Source organism: Aestuariivirga sp., from assembly GCF_041738905.1.
In the GTDB taxonomy this organism is placed as follows: domain Bacteria; phylum Pseudomonadota; class Alphaproteobacteria; order Rhizobiales; family Aestuariivirgaceae; genus Aestuariivirga.
This window is the reverse complement of the sequence record NZ_JBGSOZ010000005.1, coordinates 1-17414: the sequence shown is the minus strand read 5'-3', so window position 1 is coordinate 17414 and position 17414 is coordinate 1. Positions and strand designations below refer to the sequence as shown.

Here is a 17414-nt window from a genome sequence, read left to right as displayed (position 1 = left end):
GCGATGCCGCGAGGCTCTGGCCGGCCGCGAGAATGCGGGCACTCACATCGACGATGCGCTGGGCGGCGGCAACGGCGGGCAGCGCTTCCACCGTCATGCGGGACTGCGCTGCCGACACATCGCGCAGGATCCACCAGCCGGCCACGCCCGAGGAGAGCGACAGCGCCGTGATCCCGATGAAGGCGATGAAGAGCCGTGCCCCTATGCCAAGCCGCGCGAACATGCGAGGATCGCCCACCCTTTTCCTTGCTGCCGGTGCATATCCCGGCTGGCTTTGATGATACAGTCTTCGCGGCGGTAGCGCACTGATGAACACGAGATGGATCGCTTCGGCTGTCGCCATGGTCCTGTGGGGCAGTGCCGCTCTCGCGGGGGAGCGCTGGCAACTCGACAGCTGGGACCCCGTCTTCGATTATGGCGGCACCGCGCATCGGATCTCGTACGAGCCGCTCGCGAAGGCGCAACGCCCGTGGAAGATCTGCGCCTCCTATCCCCATCTCAAGGATTCCTACTGGCTCTCGGTCAACTATGGCATGGTGGAACACGCACGGCGGCTGGGTGTGAGGCTTGAGGTCGTCGAGGCTGGAGGATATCCCAATCTCGAACGCCAGAAACTGCAGATCGAGGCCTGCGTACGCAATGCCGACGCCCTGATCGTCGGGGCGGTGTCCTATGAAGGCCTGACGCCGCTCATGACGACAATTTCAAAACGCATGCCGGTCATCGCCGCCGTCAACGACATCAACAGCACCGGCATCACGGCCAAGTCCGGTGTGTCCTGGGTGAGCATGGGGGCCGCCGTCGGCGCGTATTTCGCAGGGCTTCATCCAAAGGGAAGCCCCAAGGTGGAGGTTTCGTGGTTTCCCGGCCCCAAGGGCGCGGGCTGGGTGGAATTCGTCGAACAGGGTTTTCGTGAAGCGATTGCCAAATCCTCCGCGGACATCGTGACCGTCAAATGGGGCGACACCGGTTTCGAGGCACAGTTGCTGCTTCTCGAAGAGGCGTTGGAGGAGCATCCCGGCATCGACTACATCATCGGTAGCGCGGTGACGGCAGATGCCGCGGTGAGCCTGCTCCGGGCCAAGAACCTCACGGGCCGGATCGGCGTGCTGGCCGACTACTTCACCCACGGTACCTATCGCGCCATCAAGCGCGGCAAGGTTCTGGCGGCTCCAACGGATTCACCTGTCATGCAGGGCCGCCTTGCCGTCGACCAGGCGGCGCGCGCACTTGAAGGATCGTTGACGATCCATCACGCCGGCCCCGCCATCCGCGTGGTTGACCGAGTCGAGCTCGATTCTCTGACCATCGAGGAAAGCCTCGCACCGGCATGGTTCAAGCCGATCTTCGAGGTGAAGTGAGTATTCGGTGGGGCGCAGGCTATCCTTCAGCACGACAACCTCACTTTGCGGCAGGTGCGAGTGGGCATCGCGGTACAATCGATGAAGCTGCGCAGGTTCAGTGACGCAAAATCTGGCTCAGGAAAAGTTTCGTGCGCTCGTTTTTCGGGGCGGTGAAGAATGTGCCGGGGGCTGCCTCCTCGATGATTTCGCCGTGATCCATGAAAATGACACGATCAGCGACGGACCGCGCAAAGCCCATTTCATGCGTCACGCAGATCATCGTCATGCCGTCGCGGGCCAGATCGGTCATCACGTCCAGCACCTCGTTGATCATCTCCGGATCGAGTGCCGAGGTCGGCTCGTCGAACAGCATGATCTTCGGTTTCATGCAGAGGGCCCGGGCGATGGCGACGCGCTGCTGCTGGCCACCGGACAACTGGATCGGATACTTGTGCGCCTGCTCGGGAATCTTGACCCGCTCCAGATAGACCATCGCGGTCCTTTCCGCCTCTCCCTTCGGAGTCTTCCGCACCAGCCTCTGGGCGAGCGTAAGATTCTTCAGGATCGTCATGTGCGGAAACAGGTTGAAGGACTGGAACACCATGCCCACTTCGCGGCGCACCGCGTCGATGTCGTCAACCTTGTCCGTCAACTCCTTGCCATCGACGATGATCTGGCCACTCGAATGCTCCTCCAGCCGGTTGATGCAACGGATGAGGGTCGACTTGCCCGATCCGGATGGCCCGCACACGACAATACGCTCGCCCTTGCACACGTCGAGATCGATGTTCTTCAAGGCCTGGAAAGTGCCGAAGAACTTGTTCACGCCGCGCAACTGGATGACCGGGGCTTCGGATGTCGTCGTCATGGCGGCTCTCACTTGATCATGTAACGGCCGAGATATCGCTCAAGCCGTGCAAAGCTTTTCTGGAGACCCCATGTCAGGGTCATGTAGACGATCGCCAGCGAGATGAAGACCTCGTAGGGCGCGAAGGTTTCAGCCACGATGGTGCGTGCGATGCCTGTCATGTCTGCAAGAGTGATGGTGCTGGCAAGGGCTGTTGCCTTCATCAGGCTGATCACGTCATTGCCATAGGCCGGCAGCGCAAGGCGCACCGCAATTGGTGAGGTGATGTAGACAAAGCGTTGCGGCACCGAGAGCCCCAGGGCAGCACCCGCCTCGAGCAATCCCTTGTTCACGCCGAGCACGCCACCGCGCAGGATTTCAGACACGTAGGCGCCGGTATTGAGCGACAGCGCGAGTACGGCGCAGCCGAAGGGCTCACGCAGGATCGGCCACATGAAGCTTTCACGTATCCATTCGAATTGCGGCAGACCGTAGTAGATGATGAAGATCTGCACCAGGATCGGCGTGCCGCGGAAGACATAGATATAGACCTGCGCGGGCCACGACAGCCACCACCTCCCGCTGAGCCGCATGAGCAGCAAGCCGACCGCGAAGACCAGGCCGATCGCGGCTGAAAGCAGCAGCAACTGGAGTGTCAGTCCGATTCCGGCAAGCATCCGTGGAACGGCATCGATGACAAGCCACGGATCGAGGATCATCGGGCCTGTTCCAGGTGGCGGTTGGCGTATTTCTCCAGTCCCATGATGCTCAATGTAATCAGCGTTGAAAACGCGAGGTATATGGCACCCACGACGATGAACATGGTGAAGGGTTTGCCCGTTGTGGCTGTCGCCTGCTTGGCCACGAAGAGCGTTTCGTTGAGGCCGATGATGGAGATCAGTGCCGTGTCCTTGACCAGCGAAAGCGCGTGATTGCCGAAGGGTGGCAGGGCAAGGCGCCACATCTCGGGTATGCGCACGTAGAAGAAGGTCTGGAGGTTCGACATGCCGAGCGCGCGTGCGGCTTCGATGCTGCCAGGGCTTACACCGAGGAATGCGCCCCGGAACGTCTCGGTCGCGTAAGATCCCACCACCAGTGAAATTGCTATCGTTCCGGCCCAGAAGGGCGGAATGTCGAGGAACCTGATGTCCGGATTGAAAAGCTGTGCGATGGCGGTGAGCGTGACCGCAGAACCATAGTACAAGAGCAGGATGACAAGAATTTCAGGCGTTCCCCGAAACACCACCGTGTAGGCGCCGGCCACACGCTGTGCCAGCCTGCTGCCCGACAGTTTCGCAGCGGCGCCGATCAGCCCGAAGACGACCATCAAAGACAGGGAGGCGACAAAGACCTTGAACACCACGACGGCGCCCCAGAAGTAGTCGTCCCACCATCCTGCAACTGCTTCCACCTGGTCTCTCTTCCGTCCTCAAATTCTCGAAACAGAACAGACAGGCCGCGCTCGCCTTTCAGCCAGCGCGGCCTGCAATCGAATGGCTACTGCGCCCAGGCTTCGTTGTGGATCGGGAACGGGAAGATCTTCAGTGCGTATTCTTCAAGCTTGCCGTCCCTGATCAGCTTCTTGACAGCTTCATCCAGCTTGGCCTTCAGCTCGTCCTGGCCCTTGCGCAGGCCAATGCCGACGCCCGGCCCAAAGAACTTGTCCTCGGTGATCGCAGGGCTGACGAACTCATACTTGCCCACGCCCTCGCCCTCACCGCTCAAGAAACTCAGGTGAGCCTTCATCGGATTGGTCATGATCATGTCGACGCGGCCGTTCTTGAGATCGAGGTACATCGGATCATTGCCATCGTAGAATACGACTTCCGCGTCCGGAAGCACGGCTTCAAACCAGCTGGCATAGGTCGAGGCGCGCTCCACGCCCACCTTCAGGCCCTTGAAGTTCGCGGCGATCGGCTTGCCGGCGTCATCAAACAGCTTCCATCCCTTGCCCACCGGGCCGACGAGGCGGCCAATGGAAACGCGATAAGGGGTGGAGAAGTCGATCTGCTCCATGCGCTTCTCGGTAATCGACATCGAAGCGACGATGAGGTCGAACTTGTTGGCCAGCAGCGCGGGGATCATGCCGTCCCATTCCTGGCAGACGAATTCGAGGTTCGCTCCGATGATCTCGGCCACGCCCTTGGCGACATCGACGTCATAGCCTGCCAGTTCGCCATCGGCGGTGCGGTAGTTGAAGGGGGCATAGGTGCATTCCATGCCAACGCGCAGGGTTTCAGCCGCTGCGGGTGAAGCCCCCAGCGCCACCAGTGCCGCCAGTCCAAGTGCGAGTGATTTCAGCTTGTTCATCATAGTTTCCTCCTGTCGATGTTTGAAGTGCCTTTTGGGTCTCGGCAGTCCGCGAGTCTCTTTGTCCCTGCAACATATCATCTCTGTGTCGGGGCTTCGCCGTTCTTCTCCGTACCGGATTTTCGACCTGTTTCTGCCTGCGGCGCTGGCCCTGGTGACAAATGTCCCATTGAACTGCCCTCCCGCCCATCCTCCCCGAGGGGGATGGATTTCCGCCCTGCCCAACCTGATGCGGGAGAAATGCCAAGGCGGTTGACGCACTGCACAACAACGAACAAGCTCCAATCCCCAACTGCCGGCATGATGCGCTGCAGAGGACGTGAAGCAGGCTGCGACAAGACGAATGGGCCAAGCTGGAGACGAGAATATACCAAGTGCCTGTTTCAGGGCATGGAACCACAGGATGGCCACGGCAGCGCTCAATCTTGGCGATGACGGGTTTCCCGATCTCCTTCTGGAGGCGATCCGCTCTGTGTCGCCGTTCAGATTCGCTCTTATGATGGTGTATCGGTCGGTCGCACGGCCCTATTGCGTGCACCACACCTTCGACACCGAGGCCGCGCATAGCGCAGTCAGACGGTATACGGAGGCGACCTATGTGCTTAACCCGGTCTATAACGCGTTTCTCGCCGGGCTGAAGCCGGGCATCTACAGGATCACAGAACTGGCGCCGGACGCCTACTTTTCCTCTGAGGTCTTCGACAGTCTCGAGATCGGCATGCACAGCGACGAGGAACTTGGCTACCGCACGCCCGGCTGGCCAGCGGGGCTTGCCGAACTCATCGTGGCCGTGGGGCTGCCGAATGGGGAAATGCTGGAAATCAGCCTCTCGCGCCATGCCAGCGAAGGTTATGACGACGGATCGATCAACCGGATGCGCTTGATCGCGCCCGTCATCGCGGCGCTGTTCAATGTCTACTGGGCGCAGGCGCGCGTCCGGCTTTCGCAGTCCGGCAACTCACTGTCACTCGACGATCTGTTGCGCGATTTCGGGCGCGATACGCTGACGCAGCGGGAACGAGAGGTGGCGCAACTGATCCTTCGCGGGCACTCGGGCGAGTCGATCTCGCTTCATCTCGACATCTCGCGGGCGACGGTGAAATCTCATCGCCAGAACATCTATGGCAAGCTCAACGTGGCCACCCAGCAGGAACTGTTCTCGCATTTCCTCAAGTCCCTGCCGCTGGCCGCGGCACGGGCGCACCAAGGCGAGGAATCTCATCCCTTGGGAGGATGGCCGGCGGGGAAACGTTGAAGCAGGCTTGGCACAATGCCCCTCGGGGTGCTTGGTGCAGGACTGACCATGACCTTTCCCATCGATCGCGTGCGCACGCTGTTTCCGTCCCTGTCGATTGTCGATAACAGGGTTTCCCGCATCTATGCCGACAACCCGGCCGGAACACAGGTGCCTGCCTCCGTCGCCCGCGCGGTCCATGACGCAATGCTGGAGAGCTGCGCCAATCTTGGCGGTCACTTCGCGACCAGCATCGCCGCGGGAGAAATCACCGCGAGAGCCCACGAGCAAGCCGCGATGTTTCTTGGCGCCAGGTCTGAAAGAGAGGTGATCATCGGCCAGAGCATGACATCGCTCACCTTCCATCTGTCGCGCAGCATATGCCGCGATTTCCAGCCGGGAGACGAGATTGTCATCACACGCATGGAGCATGAAGGCAATGTCGGGCCATGGCTGGAAATGGCGAATGACAAGGGCTTGACCATCCGCTGGGTGCCTTTCGATATGGAGACCTGGAAGGTGGAGCCCGAGGCGCTGGCGGCACAGTTGTCTGATCGCACACGGCTCGTGTGCCTCAACTACGCCAGCAACATGACGGGTTCCGTGAACGATATCGCGGCGCTGACAGCCGTGGCGAAGGACGCGCGCGCATTGGTCTTCGTCGATGCCGTGCAATTGGCGCCGCATCACCTCGTCGATGTTCAGGCACTCGGTTGCGATTTCCTCGCCTGTTCGGCCTACAAGTTCTTTGGCCCTCACCTCGGGCTTCTGTGGGGGCGGGAAGATGTACTCTCCGGACTCCATGCCTACAAGGGCCGCTGTGTCTCGGACGATCTTCCCGATCGGTTTGAGGCTGGCACACCGCAAGTGGAGCTCCTTGCCGGACTGAGCGCAACAATCGACTATCTTGCCGATCTCGGAAAAGAACTTGGCACGCCGGACAGCAAGAGGGCACAGATCGCCGCCGCCTATGCGGCTTCACGGGCCCACGAGGAGCCGCTTGCCCGCCGCCTGATCGAGGGGTTGTCGCAGATCCGCGGATTGAAGGTGTTCGGCATCACCAACCCCAACCGCATGCATGAACGCGTGCCCACCGTGTCGGTCCGCATCGACGGCCACAAGCCCGAAGACCTGGCGCGCGGGTTGGGTGATCAGGGCATCTTCGTCTGGCATGGGCACAACTACGCCTATGAACCGTCGCGCCAACTGGGCCTGCCTCTCGATGAGGGCGTGGTGCGGATCGGGCTGGCGCACTACAATACCGAGTCCGAGGTCGACCGCATTGCAGCCTCGCTTTCCGCTCTCTCCGAAAGATCATGACCATGAACAAAGCCACACACACGGAACTGCTGAACTTCGCCCACCGCCTCGCCGATGCCTCCGGCGAGATGCTGCGCGCCGCGGCGATGCTGCCGCCCGAAGTCGGCCTGAAGGCCGATGCGTCCTTCGTGACCAACACCGACAAGGCGATCGAGTTGCGCCTGCGCGAATTGATCCAGAAGACCTATCCCAGCCATGGGATTTTCGGCGAAGAGTTCGGCAACGAGAACATCGACGCCGAGTTCGTGTGGGTGCTCGACCCGATTGACGGCACCGCGGCCTTTGTCGCCGGCATTCCAGTCTATGGCACATTGATCGGGCTCGCCCGCGAGGGGCGGCCCTATGTCGGGATCATCGACCATCCCATCACCAATGACCGCTGGGGGGGTGTTGCGGGCCTCATGGCCGAACGCAACGGCTCACCAATTCGCACAAGATCGTGCCGTGAGCTGAAGACGGCTCTTGGAACATGCTCCAACCCCGACTTCATGAATGCGGACGAGTTCGAGCGTTTCACAAGGTTGCGCCGGCGGCTCCAATATGTGCAATATGGCGGTTCCTGCTACGCTTACGGCGTGCTGGCCTCGGGCCGCACCGACCTCGCCATCGACTCCGGCCTCGACGCATTCGATGTGATTGCCTCGATCGCGATCATCGAGGGCGCAGGCGGATCTGCCTCCGACTGGCACGGCAACAGCATCGCCCTGGGCTGGTCCGGCCAGATCATCGCGGCAGGTGATGACAACTGCCGCAAGATGGCCCTTGAGATACTTGGCACGCGCCAAGTGTGAGTCCTCATTCGGTTGCGGCCTCGCACGAAGTCCCTGCCCCACTTCAGGAAACTGCGAGTAATCCCAAGATGCTTGCCCTTGTAGTCCCTGACGAGCGACGGACGGCAGACTTTGACTCGAACATGCCTGCACGCGCCCCGGTTTGGCGAGGCCGGTTTGCGCTTGTTGCAAGACTGAACGAAAACCGGGGGCCTTTCGGCCCCCGGTGTGTTTCGTGCAAATCGCTTGTGCCTGACGTCAGAGGATGAAGTCGGCCAAAGAGAGACTGGCGTGCCCGGATACGAAAACAGAGAAGTCCACGACGGCATCGCCATTCACGTCGCCACGGACCACGCAGCCCGTTCCGACCGTTGCGACGCGAAGCTCACCTGCAGTTCTGCTGAAGCCCGCGCTGCCGATGAAGGTGAAGGCCTGATCGCCATCAACCATCGTGTTGGCGTCGATGCCAGAGAGGCCGATCAGGTCGATACCGGTCTCGAAGTCGGCGATCGCATCGCGGCCGCCGCCGCCGATACTGTCGGCAATCGCGTTGTATTCGAACACATCGCTGCCGGCACCGCCCGTCAGCCTGTCGGCACCAGCGCCGCCAGCCAGCACGTCGGAGCCGGTTCCGCCGAGCAGGGTGTCGTTGCCGCCCAGGCCCCGAATCGTGTCGCCGCCGGCAAAACCCTGGAGTGTGTTGCCGGACTCGTCACCCACCAGATCGGTGCCAACAGCCGCGTCAAGCCAGGCACTCTCGCTCGCGCCAAACGACATCACGCTGAAGTCCGCCGCCGAGAGAGTGCCGCTGACGCTGCCGATCGTGGCGAACTGGATGGCCGCAACACCGCCCAGACCATCTTCATCGTAGAACAACTGGTTGGTGACGTCGTTCCAGATGATGCGGTCGTCGGCATCGGCTGCGGCTGCACCGGTTGTGAACGCCCCTGCCGCCAGGGCGCCGGGGGGCAGCGCCGTGAAGATGGCATCGTCGAGCACGATCGTGTCGTCGGCCACGACGAAGCTGGTGATCACGTCGATGTTGCCGGCACCCAGCGCGGTGTCGAAAGCGTAGCTGTCCTGGCCGTCGCCGCCGGTCAGCGTATCGGCGCCGTCCTTGCCGTTCAGCGTGTCGTTGCCCGCACCGCCATCGAGCACATTGGCAACCGCATTCCCCGACAGCAAGTCGGCGCCGCTTCCCGTCCGCACGTTCTCGAAGCCCGAGATGGTGTCGCCGGTCGAGTCGCCGCCCGTAATGGTCTGCGCTTCGAGATCGACAGCCTGAGCCGCACCGGTCGAGGTGGTGTCGAGCGTGTCGTTGCCATTGCCGCCGATGAGAACATCGGTGCCATTGCCGCCGTTGACGGTGTCGTTGCCCTCGCCGCCGTCGAGCGTGTCGTTGCCGCCACGGCCCACAAGCGTGTCGTTGCCGCCGCCGGCGACGATGACATTGGCGTCGTTGCTGCCGAGCAGAAGGTCGTTGCCGCTGCCGGTCGTCACGTTCTCGAAGCCCGAGATCGTGTCGCCGGTCGAATCGCCGCCGGTGATGGTGTTGGCGAGGAGGTCGATCTTCTGCGCCGCACCGTTGGTGACCGTTGTCAGCGTGTCGATGCCATCGCCGCCGATCAGCGTGTCGGCACCGTTGCCGCCGTTGACCGTGTCGTCACCAGCGCCGCCGTCGAGCGTGTCGTTGCCGCCGCGGCCCGCCAGAACGTCATGGCCATTGCCGCCGCTCAGCACGTTGCCGAGAGCGTTGCCGAAGAGCGTGTCGTTCGAGGCGCTTCCCGTGACGTTCTCGATGCTGATGAAGGTGTCGCCAGCGGCATCGCCGCCGATGGCGGTGCCGTTGAGCAGATCGACCTTCACACCCGCAGCCGACCCGGCATAGCTCGCCGTATCGACACCGTCGCCGCCATCGAGGGTGTCGGCGCCGCCGCTGCCCGCGAGGACGTCGTTGCCAGCATTGCCGTTCAGCGTGTCGTCACCGCCCAGGCCATCGGCCACGTCGTCACCATCGGTGCCGTCAAATATATCGGCTCCGGGCGTGCCGGTGAAGAGGTCGCCGACGACGGACGACGGAGCAGATGACAGCGACTCGGCATTTCCCTGGTCATCGGTGAACGACACAACCACCCGCAGTTGCATGTTGACCTGGTCGTCCGTGGGCGTGAAGGTTGCTTCGGTTGCTCCGGGAATGGATGTCCAGACACCATTGTCGAACACCTCCCAGGCATAACTGAAAACGGAGGTCGTCGTTCCGTCTCCATCACTGACCGTTCCGATCGACGCCGTGAGAATCTGACCTTCAGTTGGCGTCATGTCGCTGATGTCGGGTGCGCCCGTTGCATTGCCGGGCAAGACCACGATCTGGTCGGCGAACTGCAGCCTCTCAAACCCTGTCAGTGTATCCGTGCCATCGACCTGCGTGCCACCCGTGTGGGCGACGGTCAACCGGCCAAGTCCATCCGTCCCGATGGTGTACTCATCGAAGTTGCCGGAGAAGACAGCCGTATCGATGTCTCCCCCCGCATTGGCCTGCAGGACTTCGCGGACGATCTGCAGTTGACCAGGATTGACGGACCCATCGAACATCGAGGACATAAGAGTCCTCATGCTGTCGTGCGAGCCAATCTCAATGCTTGAGTCGAGAGGATCACGAACGCTGATGCGAACGTTCAGCCACTTGTCACCATCAAGCAGGTCATCGCCGCCACGGCCCTCGATGACGTCATCACCATCGCCGCCAAGAATGATGTTTCCGCTATCGAACGACGTCACTCCGGCGCCCAGCAGCTCCTGCAGCCCATCGATCAGCGTGATCCCTTCGCTGGTCAGTACGCTTCCAAGGAAGCCTTCGAGTCCGATCGTGGTCGAATCCACGTCGTCACCAGAAAGAATGTCATCGTGGGCGGACCCCGACAGACCCTCGATGGCTTCGTAGGTCTCCAATCCGGCATTTACAGGAGGAATTGGATTTTCGTCGAATGCCAGGCGCAGAAGGTCCGCGTTGTAGCCCTCGTCCATGTCCTTGTAGGTGGCCCAGTCGAACCCGGACATTCCCACGAGCTTGCCTGTGCCAAGGCTACCCACCATGATGTCGTCGCCGCCTTCACCGATGAACTCATCGAAGCCGCCATCACCCAGGAACACATCGTGTCCATTTATGCCGTCACGCGCGAAGATCTCGTCGAAATTGTCTCCGGGTGCGCCATCGAACGTGCCGGTTTCCAGCCAGTCGTCTCCCTCGTTCCCGAGAATGCGCTCGGCATTCTTGTTGCCCAGGATGAAGTCGTTACCTTCACCGCCAAAGACTTCCGAGCCTTCATCGGTTCCAAGAACGACAAAGTCGCTGCCGGCTCCAGCAAGAACCAGGTCGAGACCAGGACCAGCGTGGACGACGTCGTTACCAGTGCCAGCCTTGATGTTGTCGTCTCCACCTGAGTCACGAATGATGTCGTCGCCATCGCCACCATTGATGATGTCGTTACCCAACCCTCCTCTCAGCCTGTCATTGCCTGCATCGCCATAGAGCGTGTCGTCGCCGATGCCCGCGATAATAATGTCATCACCCGAAGGATTGAAGGCATTGCCGGGGTCGGTACCACCCAGAACGACATGCTCGCCTCCCGTGTAGCGGAGATAGTTCGTGTCTGCCCCCGGAGTGGCCGCGTGGTCGCGGATGACCTCAGGAACGAGAATTGTACCCCCATCAGGATCAGCCTTGCCATCAACGCCCAGACCCGTGAACTGTCTCTCTTGGTCGACCTCGAGAATAAGGCCGGGCGCCGAGAACACATCGGACGGCAAGTGCGTCGCGTTGGTGTTCCGCATGATCATTGATGCAAAGGAGTTGTTCTCCATTTCGCCGAACAGGTGGAGCCCATCAAGCCGTTGCAGGTAGTAGAAGCGGTCGCCACTCTGCAGGTTCTCCATCTGAACTTCAAAAACAAAGGCAAACGTAGAGCCCAGCATGCCGCCGAAGGGCATGATCCGCTCCGCCAGACCACCAATCCACAGATCGACATTGTCGAGACCTGTGGTGGTCACACCGCCCTCGCCGCTGGCCCACTCCCCGGTGCTGTTGAGAAAGTCTTCGGCGTCCACCGGCACCTCGATGACGACGTCATCATTGAGGTCATTGGGATCGCCAACCACTGTCTGCTCAACCCCCATCACGATCGCAATGGCAGCCGCGCGCTTGCCCTCCAGCGTCGTCTGGCTCGCGATGAGGTCATGCGTGCCGTAAGCAGCGATGAAGTTGATGATGGACGACGGATTCTTGATGTTGCTGGCAAACTCCACCCAGCTTTCATATGGCTTGAGTTCGTCCGCATTATTCGTCATCTGGTAGAATTCGCGCCTAGCAGCGTTCAGTGAAGGAACACCCGTATCGCGGCCGCGCGCGAGGTTGATGGTTGCCAGATCGAGCGGCAAGCCGAGAAGATTGTTCTGCAGCGCACCGGTTACAAACTCGTCGATTTCATTGCCGATCTGGCGCGTCATGCCTCGAACGATCGCACCCGCTGCTACATCATCAGAGACGGTTCCGTCGCTGTTGAAGGCGATCGGATTGAGAAAGCCATCGATGAGGGATATGTGGTCGGACTGGAATTCTGTATCGAACCTGTCGATCGACTCCGTCAGCATGGAGTGCCCAAAGCGGTAGACGACATGAGCGAACTCACCGACGATCGACGGATCAAGAGTTGTATCGAAGCCGTCCGGCACCAGGAAAGCGTTGATTGACGGAGAAACCTTGCGTGCGAACTCCTCGAAAACGAGATGCTGGTACTGCATTTCGGTTCCGAACTTCGCAGCCTGGAACAGGCGCTCGCCGTCCCAGCTCAGTGCGGATACTTCCTCTGGTGTATTTGGCAGTTCCACAATTGGTGCCGAAAGCCACTCGTTGATGAAGTCGATATCACCTGTCTGAAGAACCACGTCCTTGGTGTGTTCCACCAACCGGTTGTGTTCGGAGTGGAAGACGTGATGAACAGCGGTCAAACCGATATTCTCATTTGCGCGGCCGTCGCCTGCAATGAAGTGGGCATCAAGGAGCTCGTTGTCATAAACGAAATTCGGATCCTCCGGATCGCCTTCGAAGTTCAGGAGCCCGATCTCGATGTCGCCATCAGCCAGCTTGTTGAGCGGCACCGCCGTGTGAGCAATGTCGGCGAGGAATGCATGCCCCGTCCTGACGGCTCCTTCGGTGCTGATCGGACTGCCGAGATTGCCCTCAACGAGAATTGGCGGATCGCCGGGGTTGATCCCCGGAAAAACGACTTGAGGCAGGCCATTCTCGCCTGGAATGAAGTTGCCGTACTCATCTGCGGCCAGCAAGGGCACGCTGCCAACATCCGCGTCGGTCAGGTCGATGCCGAGCAAGTCGCGGGCTTGCGCCTTTACATCGGCCCATGTTGCCATGCCGCCGCCCTGACCCTGGATCAGCTTTCCTGTCGCGACAGGCTGCCCGCTGTCATCGAGGGCGTATTGGCGAAGGAAGACCTGATGCGAAGAATGCGACGTATAGGTCTGATTCTGGTCGACAAACGGTGTTGTCGTGTTGACCGGACCGACATCGTCTGCCGTTCCCATTACCCCATCTTCGCCCGCCGACACTGTTGCCCGGGTGAGGACCATGAAGTTCGTATCGCTCTCAGGGTCATAGAGCGGATCGTCTGGCTTCAACGGAATGAATACCGTTCCGCTGCCCCCCTTGTTGACGAGGTCAAGTCAATGGTCAAAGAACTGGCCGAAGAGAGTGAACCAGGAGTTGAATGACGCAGACAAGCCCTCATCTGGCGCGACATTGGGTATGGACAGAGTTTCACCGGGTTGAACGGCGGCGCCTGGGTCGCCATTGTCGTCAACATGGTGGAGGACATCGCCCACCATGACGCCAAGACCGGACCCGATAAACGCCTCAACCGCGGCCGGGTTGGTCATTGTCTGGTCGACAATCAACATCGAGATCGTCCGGACACTCGAATCGACAACGATCGAGTCCGGATTATCCGACGGTGTGTAGCTTGTGGGCTGCGAAGGCAGTCCACCTGGACCGTCCGGATCAAAGTCTTCTGCATCGCGGTAGTGGGGGTCCAGCAGCGTCGGGAACTCCTGATCTGCTGCGCCCCAGTGCTCCTGCCCGGGCAATAAATGGTTGAAGCTGCCATCGACGGTGCGCAGTCCCGCACTGATGTTGTATGCCGGGATAAGTCCACCCGGACCATACAGCGGCTGCCCGCCAGCGTGAGCTTCGGAGATCTTGATCTGCTCAAGAATGAATTCCAGATCTGAACGAATGTAAGTGACCATTTCTTTGCTCTCTTTCTGTTCAGCCGTTCTGCGCCGATGCCGGAGCTGGTTCATTTTCGATCCGAAAACTCCTCAGCTCACATCACCCGTCAGCGCAGGTCCGCAGTTGACAAGCATCAGCCGCTTGTTCTTCAAGTTGGAATTGCGCTAAACTGCTGATTGATCGTGAACGAGTTGCAGACCTGGCGTTAGGTCGATTGGTCTCACGCAGTTGTCGACCTAAGCCTCTCATGGAGGTGCGACTATGGTGCCACAGCTGATGCGACCTTGGTCCAATCCGCGTGCCGCCCAACTGAAGAACGCCATTGACTGGCATCGGATCAGCTTGTCAGTCCGCTTTCTGATTGCGGCTTCCATTGTCACGGCTAGCGCAATGGTTGTACTGGGCTGGTGGGTAAACGAGAGGATCAGGGACAGCGTACTCCACAGCTCGGCGCTCGGCGGCGCTGTCTACATCGACAGCTTTCTGGAACCCTATGTGCAAAGCCTCGCTGCCACTGGAGAGCTATCGGCGACTGAGGTCCAAGGACTGGACCGGATGTTTGGAGACACCGTGCTTGGCAACCGTATTGTGGAGGTCAAGATCTGGGGACTCGATGGCAGGTTGCTTTACAGCAGCAACCATCAAAGTGCCGGTCAGTCCTATAGCGTTCCAGAGGTGTTCCGCGCCGCACGAGGTGAAACGGTGGCCGAGTTTGAAGAGCATCAAAGCGTCGAGCCCCGGCCCTTTGCCGGAGGTGAACCCCTGATTGAGATCTACGCCCCGCTCCACGATCTTTCACGCGACCGGATTGTTGCCGTTGGCGAATTTTATGAACCGGCGGGATGGCTTGAGGATGAACTCGATCGCTCAAGAGCAGCAACGTGGAGTTTTGTGGCTGCGCTGGGCCTCGTCATTGTGTCGGCGCTCTATTTCATCGTTCATCAAGGGAGCAGAATGATCGATACCCAGCGGGTAGAATTGAGAAGAAAATTCGCCGCCGCATCGCGGCTGGCTCATCAAAACATCACGTTGCGCGAGGTAGCGGATCAAGCCCGGCTCGATGCAAGTGAAGCCAACGAGCATCTGCTGGCCCGCATCGGAGCCGAACTCCATGACGGACCCGTTCAAATGCTGACATTGTTGGCGCTTCGACTGTCGGCAAAGAACCACTCTGGATCAGCCAACGAACAGAGCGCCGACGAACACGCGAAATTGAGCGAGATTACAAATGAGGTGCTTACCGACTTGCGCAACATCTCCGCTGGCCTCGTTCTCCCGGAGATCGAGAATGGGTCACTCGACGACGCTCTCCGGAATTCAGTGTTGCGGCATCAGGATCTGACGGGAGCATCAGTAAGTTATGTCTCGGACAACCTTCCTCGGGAGTCCTCGCACGCCTTGAAGACCTGTCTCTACAGAGTCGTACAAGAAGCTCTGAACAACGGAACCCGCCATGCACCAGGATCAGAATTGCGTGTCGCGGCCACTGTCGAAAACAACATGGTCAAGGTCACGATCGCTGACAACGGCCCGGGCGTTCGCCGGTGCAAGACCGGGTCTGGTCACTCCTCAATTGGACTGGCCGGCATGCGGCATCGCGTAACCGCCTTGAACGGCAGCATCGAACTGCAGTCGGATGCCGGCAACGGCATGCTGGTCAAGGTGATGGTTCCCCTGTAGCGGGGTTGTTCGCAACTCCTCTCGGAATTTCCTCTCGGACTTACGAATTGAGGCTGATGTTTCGCTTCTTCACAGCCAGAACTGCTTCGACGCGGTTTCGCACCTCAAGCTTTTGCATGAGTGACGTCATGTAGTGCTTTACAGTCTTCTCGCTGATGGCCAGTTTGTCAGCAATTTCACGGTTGGTCCGTGCATTCATGAGTTCCCCTGCCACCTGCAATTCACGCATCGTGAGATGCAGCTTGTGAAGATCGCCTTCAGCTCTGCTACGCAATCTCAACTTGCTGATCACCTCTGTGGCAAACTGCTTTGTGATGTAGAGATCTCCGTCAAGAACGCTGTCTATGCCCTCGAACATCTCGTCTATCGTACAGCCTTTGAGCATGTAGCCCTTTACGCCCGTGTCAAGTGCCCGCAGGGCAGAGTCAATGCTCGAGTAAGCTGTGTAAATGATGACTTTTGTCTCAGGCCAGGTGTTATGTATTTCCGAAATCGTGGAAAACACCATTCCGGGCATGCTCAGGTCCATAAACAGGATATCAGGCCGATTGATTCTCACAATTTCCCGCGCCGCGACTGCATCATCGCCACTGGCGACGATCTGAAACCTGTTGTACTGGGAAAACAGAGCGACCAATCCCTGCAGCAAAACAGGATGATCGTCGACAAAGGCCACGGATACTTTGGTACTCGCCATCACACCCTCACCAAATTCCATTCACGATACTTGGATAACGCTTACGTAACGCAAGCAACTTAGTCCTGGCAAATTTTGGTAGAATAAGTTTCAAAGTGGGTCAAAACACAATCATGGATAAATTTGGATTTGTTGCTCCGATCCTTTGACACAACCAACTCCAACGTCATTTTTGGCATTCGTTTCCTCAGGTTGTCGTTCCCCTTCTTTGGAGTTGCCGGGCCGGTCATTGGAAACATCCATGCAGCAGACTCTGGCCTTGCAGTTGAAACAAGCGACAGTGATGCTGCCATGTCAATGCAAGACCTCCTCCGTCACCAGACCTTGATCCTTCGCGTTCAGGACCGTGACGAGCTGTTCCGCGTCCTTGTCATACCGTCCTTCGGACTTCGAGTGTGATCACTGACACGCCGCATCCAGGTGGCGCTGCTTTGGGAACAATGCTTTCTGGCGGGCATTTAAGCAGGCATCAATCATTCATGAACCAGAGCAATCGGCTATGTAGCATTCTGGCAATGGTAGTTCGCTTTCCGAACTGAACACCAAAGAGAGTCCATACGCGCGGAACTTGTGCAGGCAGCCGATGAGTTGCACAGCCGCATCACGCCTGAGGCGTTGAAGCGCGATGCCGCGAATTACATGCGGCAGACGAGCCGAAACATCCTGGATACGGTGGAACAGAAGGCGATGGGGAATCCTTTGGCCACGGTAACGATTGGGGCGGTGATGTGAGCCCCTTTTACGATCCAGTCATGGGTAGAGTCTCGGCGGCTTTTGAGCCTGCCCCCGACGTTGGACCACGGCGCTGGCTTGCTACCAGGCCTTGCTGCTCAGGCCGGGCCATGTGAGCCTGAGCAATTCATGAGTGACATCGGCGTCTTGTTGCCGATGGCGCTGTGTGGACGCACTTCGTTA

12 protein-coding genes and 1 pseudogene are annotated in these 17414 nt (G+C 59.5%); 5 read left to right on the top strand and 8 right to left on the bottom strand.

The window, feature by feature from the left end:
• Positions 1-223 (bottom strand): annotated as a pseudogene (locus ACEW8Q_RS00515) (hypothetical protein); the annotation flags it as partial.
• 85 nt (positions 224-308) lie between these two features.
• On the opposite strand from ACEW8Q_RS00515, the gene torT reads away from it, so the two are divergent.
• Entirely contained in the window at positions 309-1361 is a 1053-nt protein-coding gene (gene torT, locus ACEW8Q_RS00510; protein ID WP_373502093.1) for a TMAO reductase system periplasmic protein TorT, read from the top strand.
• A gap of 97 nt (positions 1362-1458) precedes the next feature.
• Here the strand turns inward: torT and ACEW8Q_RS00505 are convergent, their stop codons facing one another.
• The 4 genes from ACEW8Q_RS00505 to ACEW8Q_RS00490 form a co-directional block, all read right to left on the bottom strand.
• Positions 1459-2211 carry an amino acid ABC transporter ATP-binding protein gene (locus ACEW8Q_RS00505; RefSeq protein ID WP_373502092.1) on the bottom strand — a complete coding sequence of 251 codons (753 nt, stop codon included), beginning with the start codon at positions 2209-2211 and terminating at the stop codon, positions 1459-1461.
• A gap of 8 nt (positions 2212-2219) precedes the next feature.
• Positions 2220-2909, bottom strand: coding sequence for an ABC transporter permease (locus ACEW8Q_RS00500; protein ID WP_373502091.1), 690 nt, complete (start codon positions 2907-2909; stop codon positions 2220-2222).
• The gene (locus ACEW8Q_RS00495; protein ID WP_373502090.1) at positions 2906-3601 is read right to left on the bottom strand and encodes an ABC transporter permease; all 696 of its coding nucleotides are present in this window, start codon (positions 3599-3601) and stop codon (positions 2906-2908) included. The genes ACEW8Q_RS00500 and ACEW8Q_RS00495 overlap by 4 nt, the downstream gene beginning before the upstream one ends.
• A gap of 86 nt (positions 3602-3687) precedes the next feature.
• Complete coding sequence (locus ACEW8Q_RS00490) at positions 3688-4503, bottom strand: transporter substrate-binding domain-containing protein (RefSeq protein ID WP_373502089.1); 816 nt, start codon at positions 4501-4503, stop codon at positions 3688-3690.
• Positions 4504-4903: 400 nt separating this feature from the next.
• Here ACEW8Q_RS00490 and ACEW8Q_RS00485 point away from each other — a divergent pair, with 400 nt between their 5' ends.
• From ACEW8Q_RS00485 to ACEW8Q_RS00475, 3 genes are read left to right on the top strand one after another with little or no spacing between them, the layout of a single operon-like run.
• A complete protein-coding gene (locus tag ACEW8Q_RS00485; protein ID WP_373502088.1) occupies positions 4904-5755 on the top strand; it encodes a helix-turn-helix transcriptional regulator in 852 nt (283 codons plus the stop codon).
• Between the two features lie 48 nt (positions 5756-5803).
• Positions 5804-7054 (top strand): cysteine desulfurase-like protein, encoded by a 1251-nt coding sequence (locus ACEW8Q_RS00480; RefSeq protein ID WP_373502087.1) that lies wholly within the window; start codon positions 5804-5806, stop codon positions 7052-7054.
• 2 nt (positions 7055-7056) lie between these two features.
• Positions 7057-7845 carry an inositol monophosphatase family protein gene (locus tag ACEW8Q_RS00475; RefSeq protein ID WP_373502086.1) on the top strand — a complete coding sequence of 263 codons (789 nt, stop codon included), beginning with the start codon at positions 7057-7059 and terminating at the stop codon, positions 7843-7845.
• Between the two features lie 237 nt (positions 7846-8082).
• Here the strand turns inward: ACEW8Q_RS00475 and ACEW8Q_RS00470 are convergent, their stop codons facing one another.
• Together ACEW8Q_RS00470 and ACEW8Q_RS00465 are read right to left on the bottom strand one after the other, a co-directional pair.
• Positions 8083-13512, bottom strand: a complete 5430-nt coding sequence (locus ACEW8Q_RS00470; protein ID WP_373502085.1) for a peroxidase family protein — start codon at positions 13510-13512, stop codon at positions 8083-8085.
• Positions 13513-13557: 45 nt separating this feature from the next.
• Positions 13558-14193, bottom strand: a complete 636-nt coding sequence (locus ACEW8Q_RS00465) for a hypothetical protein (RefSeq protein WP_373502084.1) — start codon at positions 14191-14193, stop codon at positions 13558-13560.
• A gap of 190 nt (positions 14194-14383) precedes the next feature.
• Between ACEW8Q_RS00465 and ACEW8Q_RS00460 the strand changes: the two genes are divergently transcribed.
• On the top strand, positions 14384-15802 hold the full coding sequence (locus ACEW8Q_RS00460) for a sensor histidine kinase (RefSeq protein ID WP_373502083.1): 1419 nt from the start codon (positions 14384-14386) through the stop codon (positions 15800-15802).
• A 40-nt stretch (positions 15803-15842) separates the two neighbouring features.
• Here ACEW8Q_RS00460 and ACEW8Q_RS00455 read toward each other — a convergent pair whose 3' ends face one another.
• The gene (locus ACEW8Q_RS00455; protein ID WP_373502082.1) at positions 15843-16499 is read right to left on the bottom strand and encodes a response regulator; all 657 of its coding nucleotides are present in this window, start codon (positions 16497-16499) and stop codon (positions 15843-15845) included.
• Positions 16500-17414: the final 915 nt, after the last annotated feature.

Bases quoted from the DNA above. Each gene is read 5' to 3' on its own strand.
- ACEW8Q_RS00460 (WP_373502083.1), top strand. From the start codon at position 14,384: ATGGTGCCACAGCTGATGCGACCTTGGTCCAATCCGCGTGCCGCCCAA.
- ACEW8Q_RS00505 (WP_373502092.1), bottom strand. From the start codon at position 2,211: ATGACGACGACATCCGAAGCCCCGGTCATCCAGTTGCGCGGCGTGAAC.
- torT (WP_373502093.1), top strand. From the start codon at position 309: ATGAACACGAGATGGATCGCTTCGGCTGTCGCCATGGTCCTGTGGGGC.
- ACEW8Q_RS00485 (WP_373502088.1), top strand. From the start codon at position 4,904: ATGGCCACGGCAGCGCTCAATCTTGGCGATGACGGGTTTCCCGATCTC.
- ACEW8Q_RS00455 (WP_373502082.1), bottom strand. From the start codon at position 16,499: ATGGCGAGTACCAAAGTATCCGTGGCCTTTGTCGACGATCATCCTGTT.
- ACEW8Q_RS00465 (WP_373502084.1), bottom strand. From the start codon at position 14,193: ATGAACCAGCTCCGGCATCGGCGCAGAACGGCTGAACAGAAAGAGAGC.
- ACEW8Q_RS00475 (WP_373502086.1), top strand. From the start codon at position 7,057: ATGAACAAAGCCACACACACGGAACTGCTGAACTTCGCCCACCGCCTC.
- ACEW8Q_RS00480 (WP_373502087.1), top strand. From the start codon at position 5,804: ATGACCTTTCCCATCGATCGCGTGCGCACGCTGTTTCCGTCCCTGTCG.
- ACEW8Q_RS00500 (WP_373502091.1), bottom strand. From the start codon at position 2,909: ATGATCCTCGATCCGTGGCTTGTCATCGATGCCGTTCCACGGATGCTT.
- ACEW8Q_RS00490 (WP_373502089.1), bottom strand. From the start codon at position 4,503: ATGATGAACAAGCTGAAATCACTCGCACTTGGACTGGCGGCACTGGTG.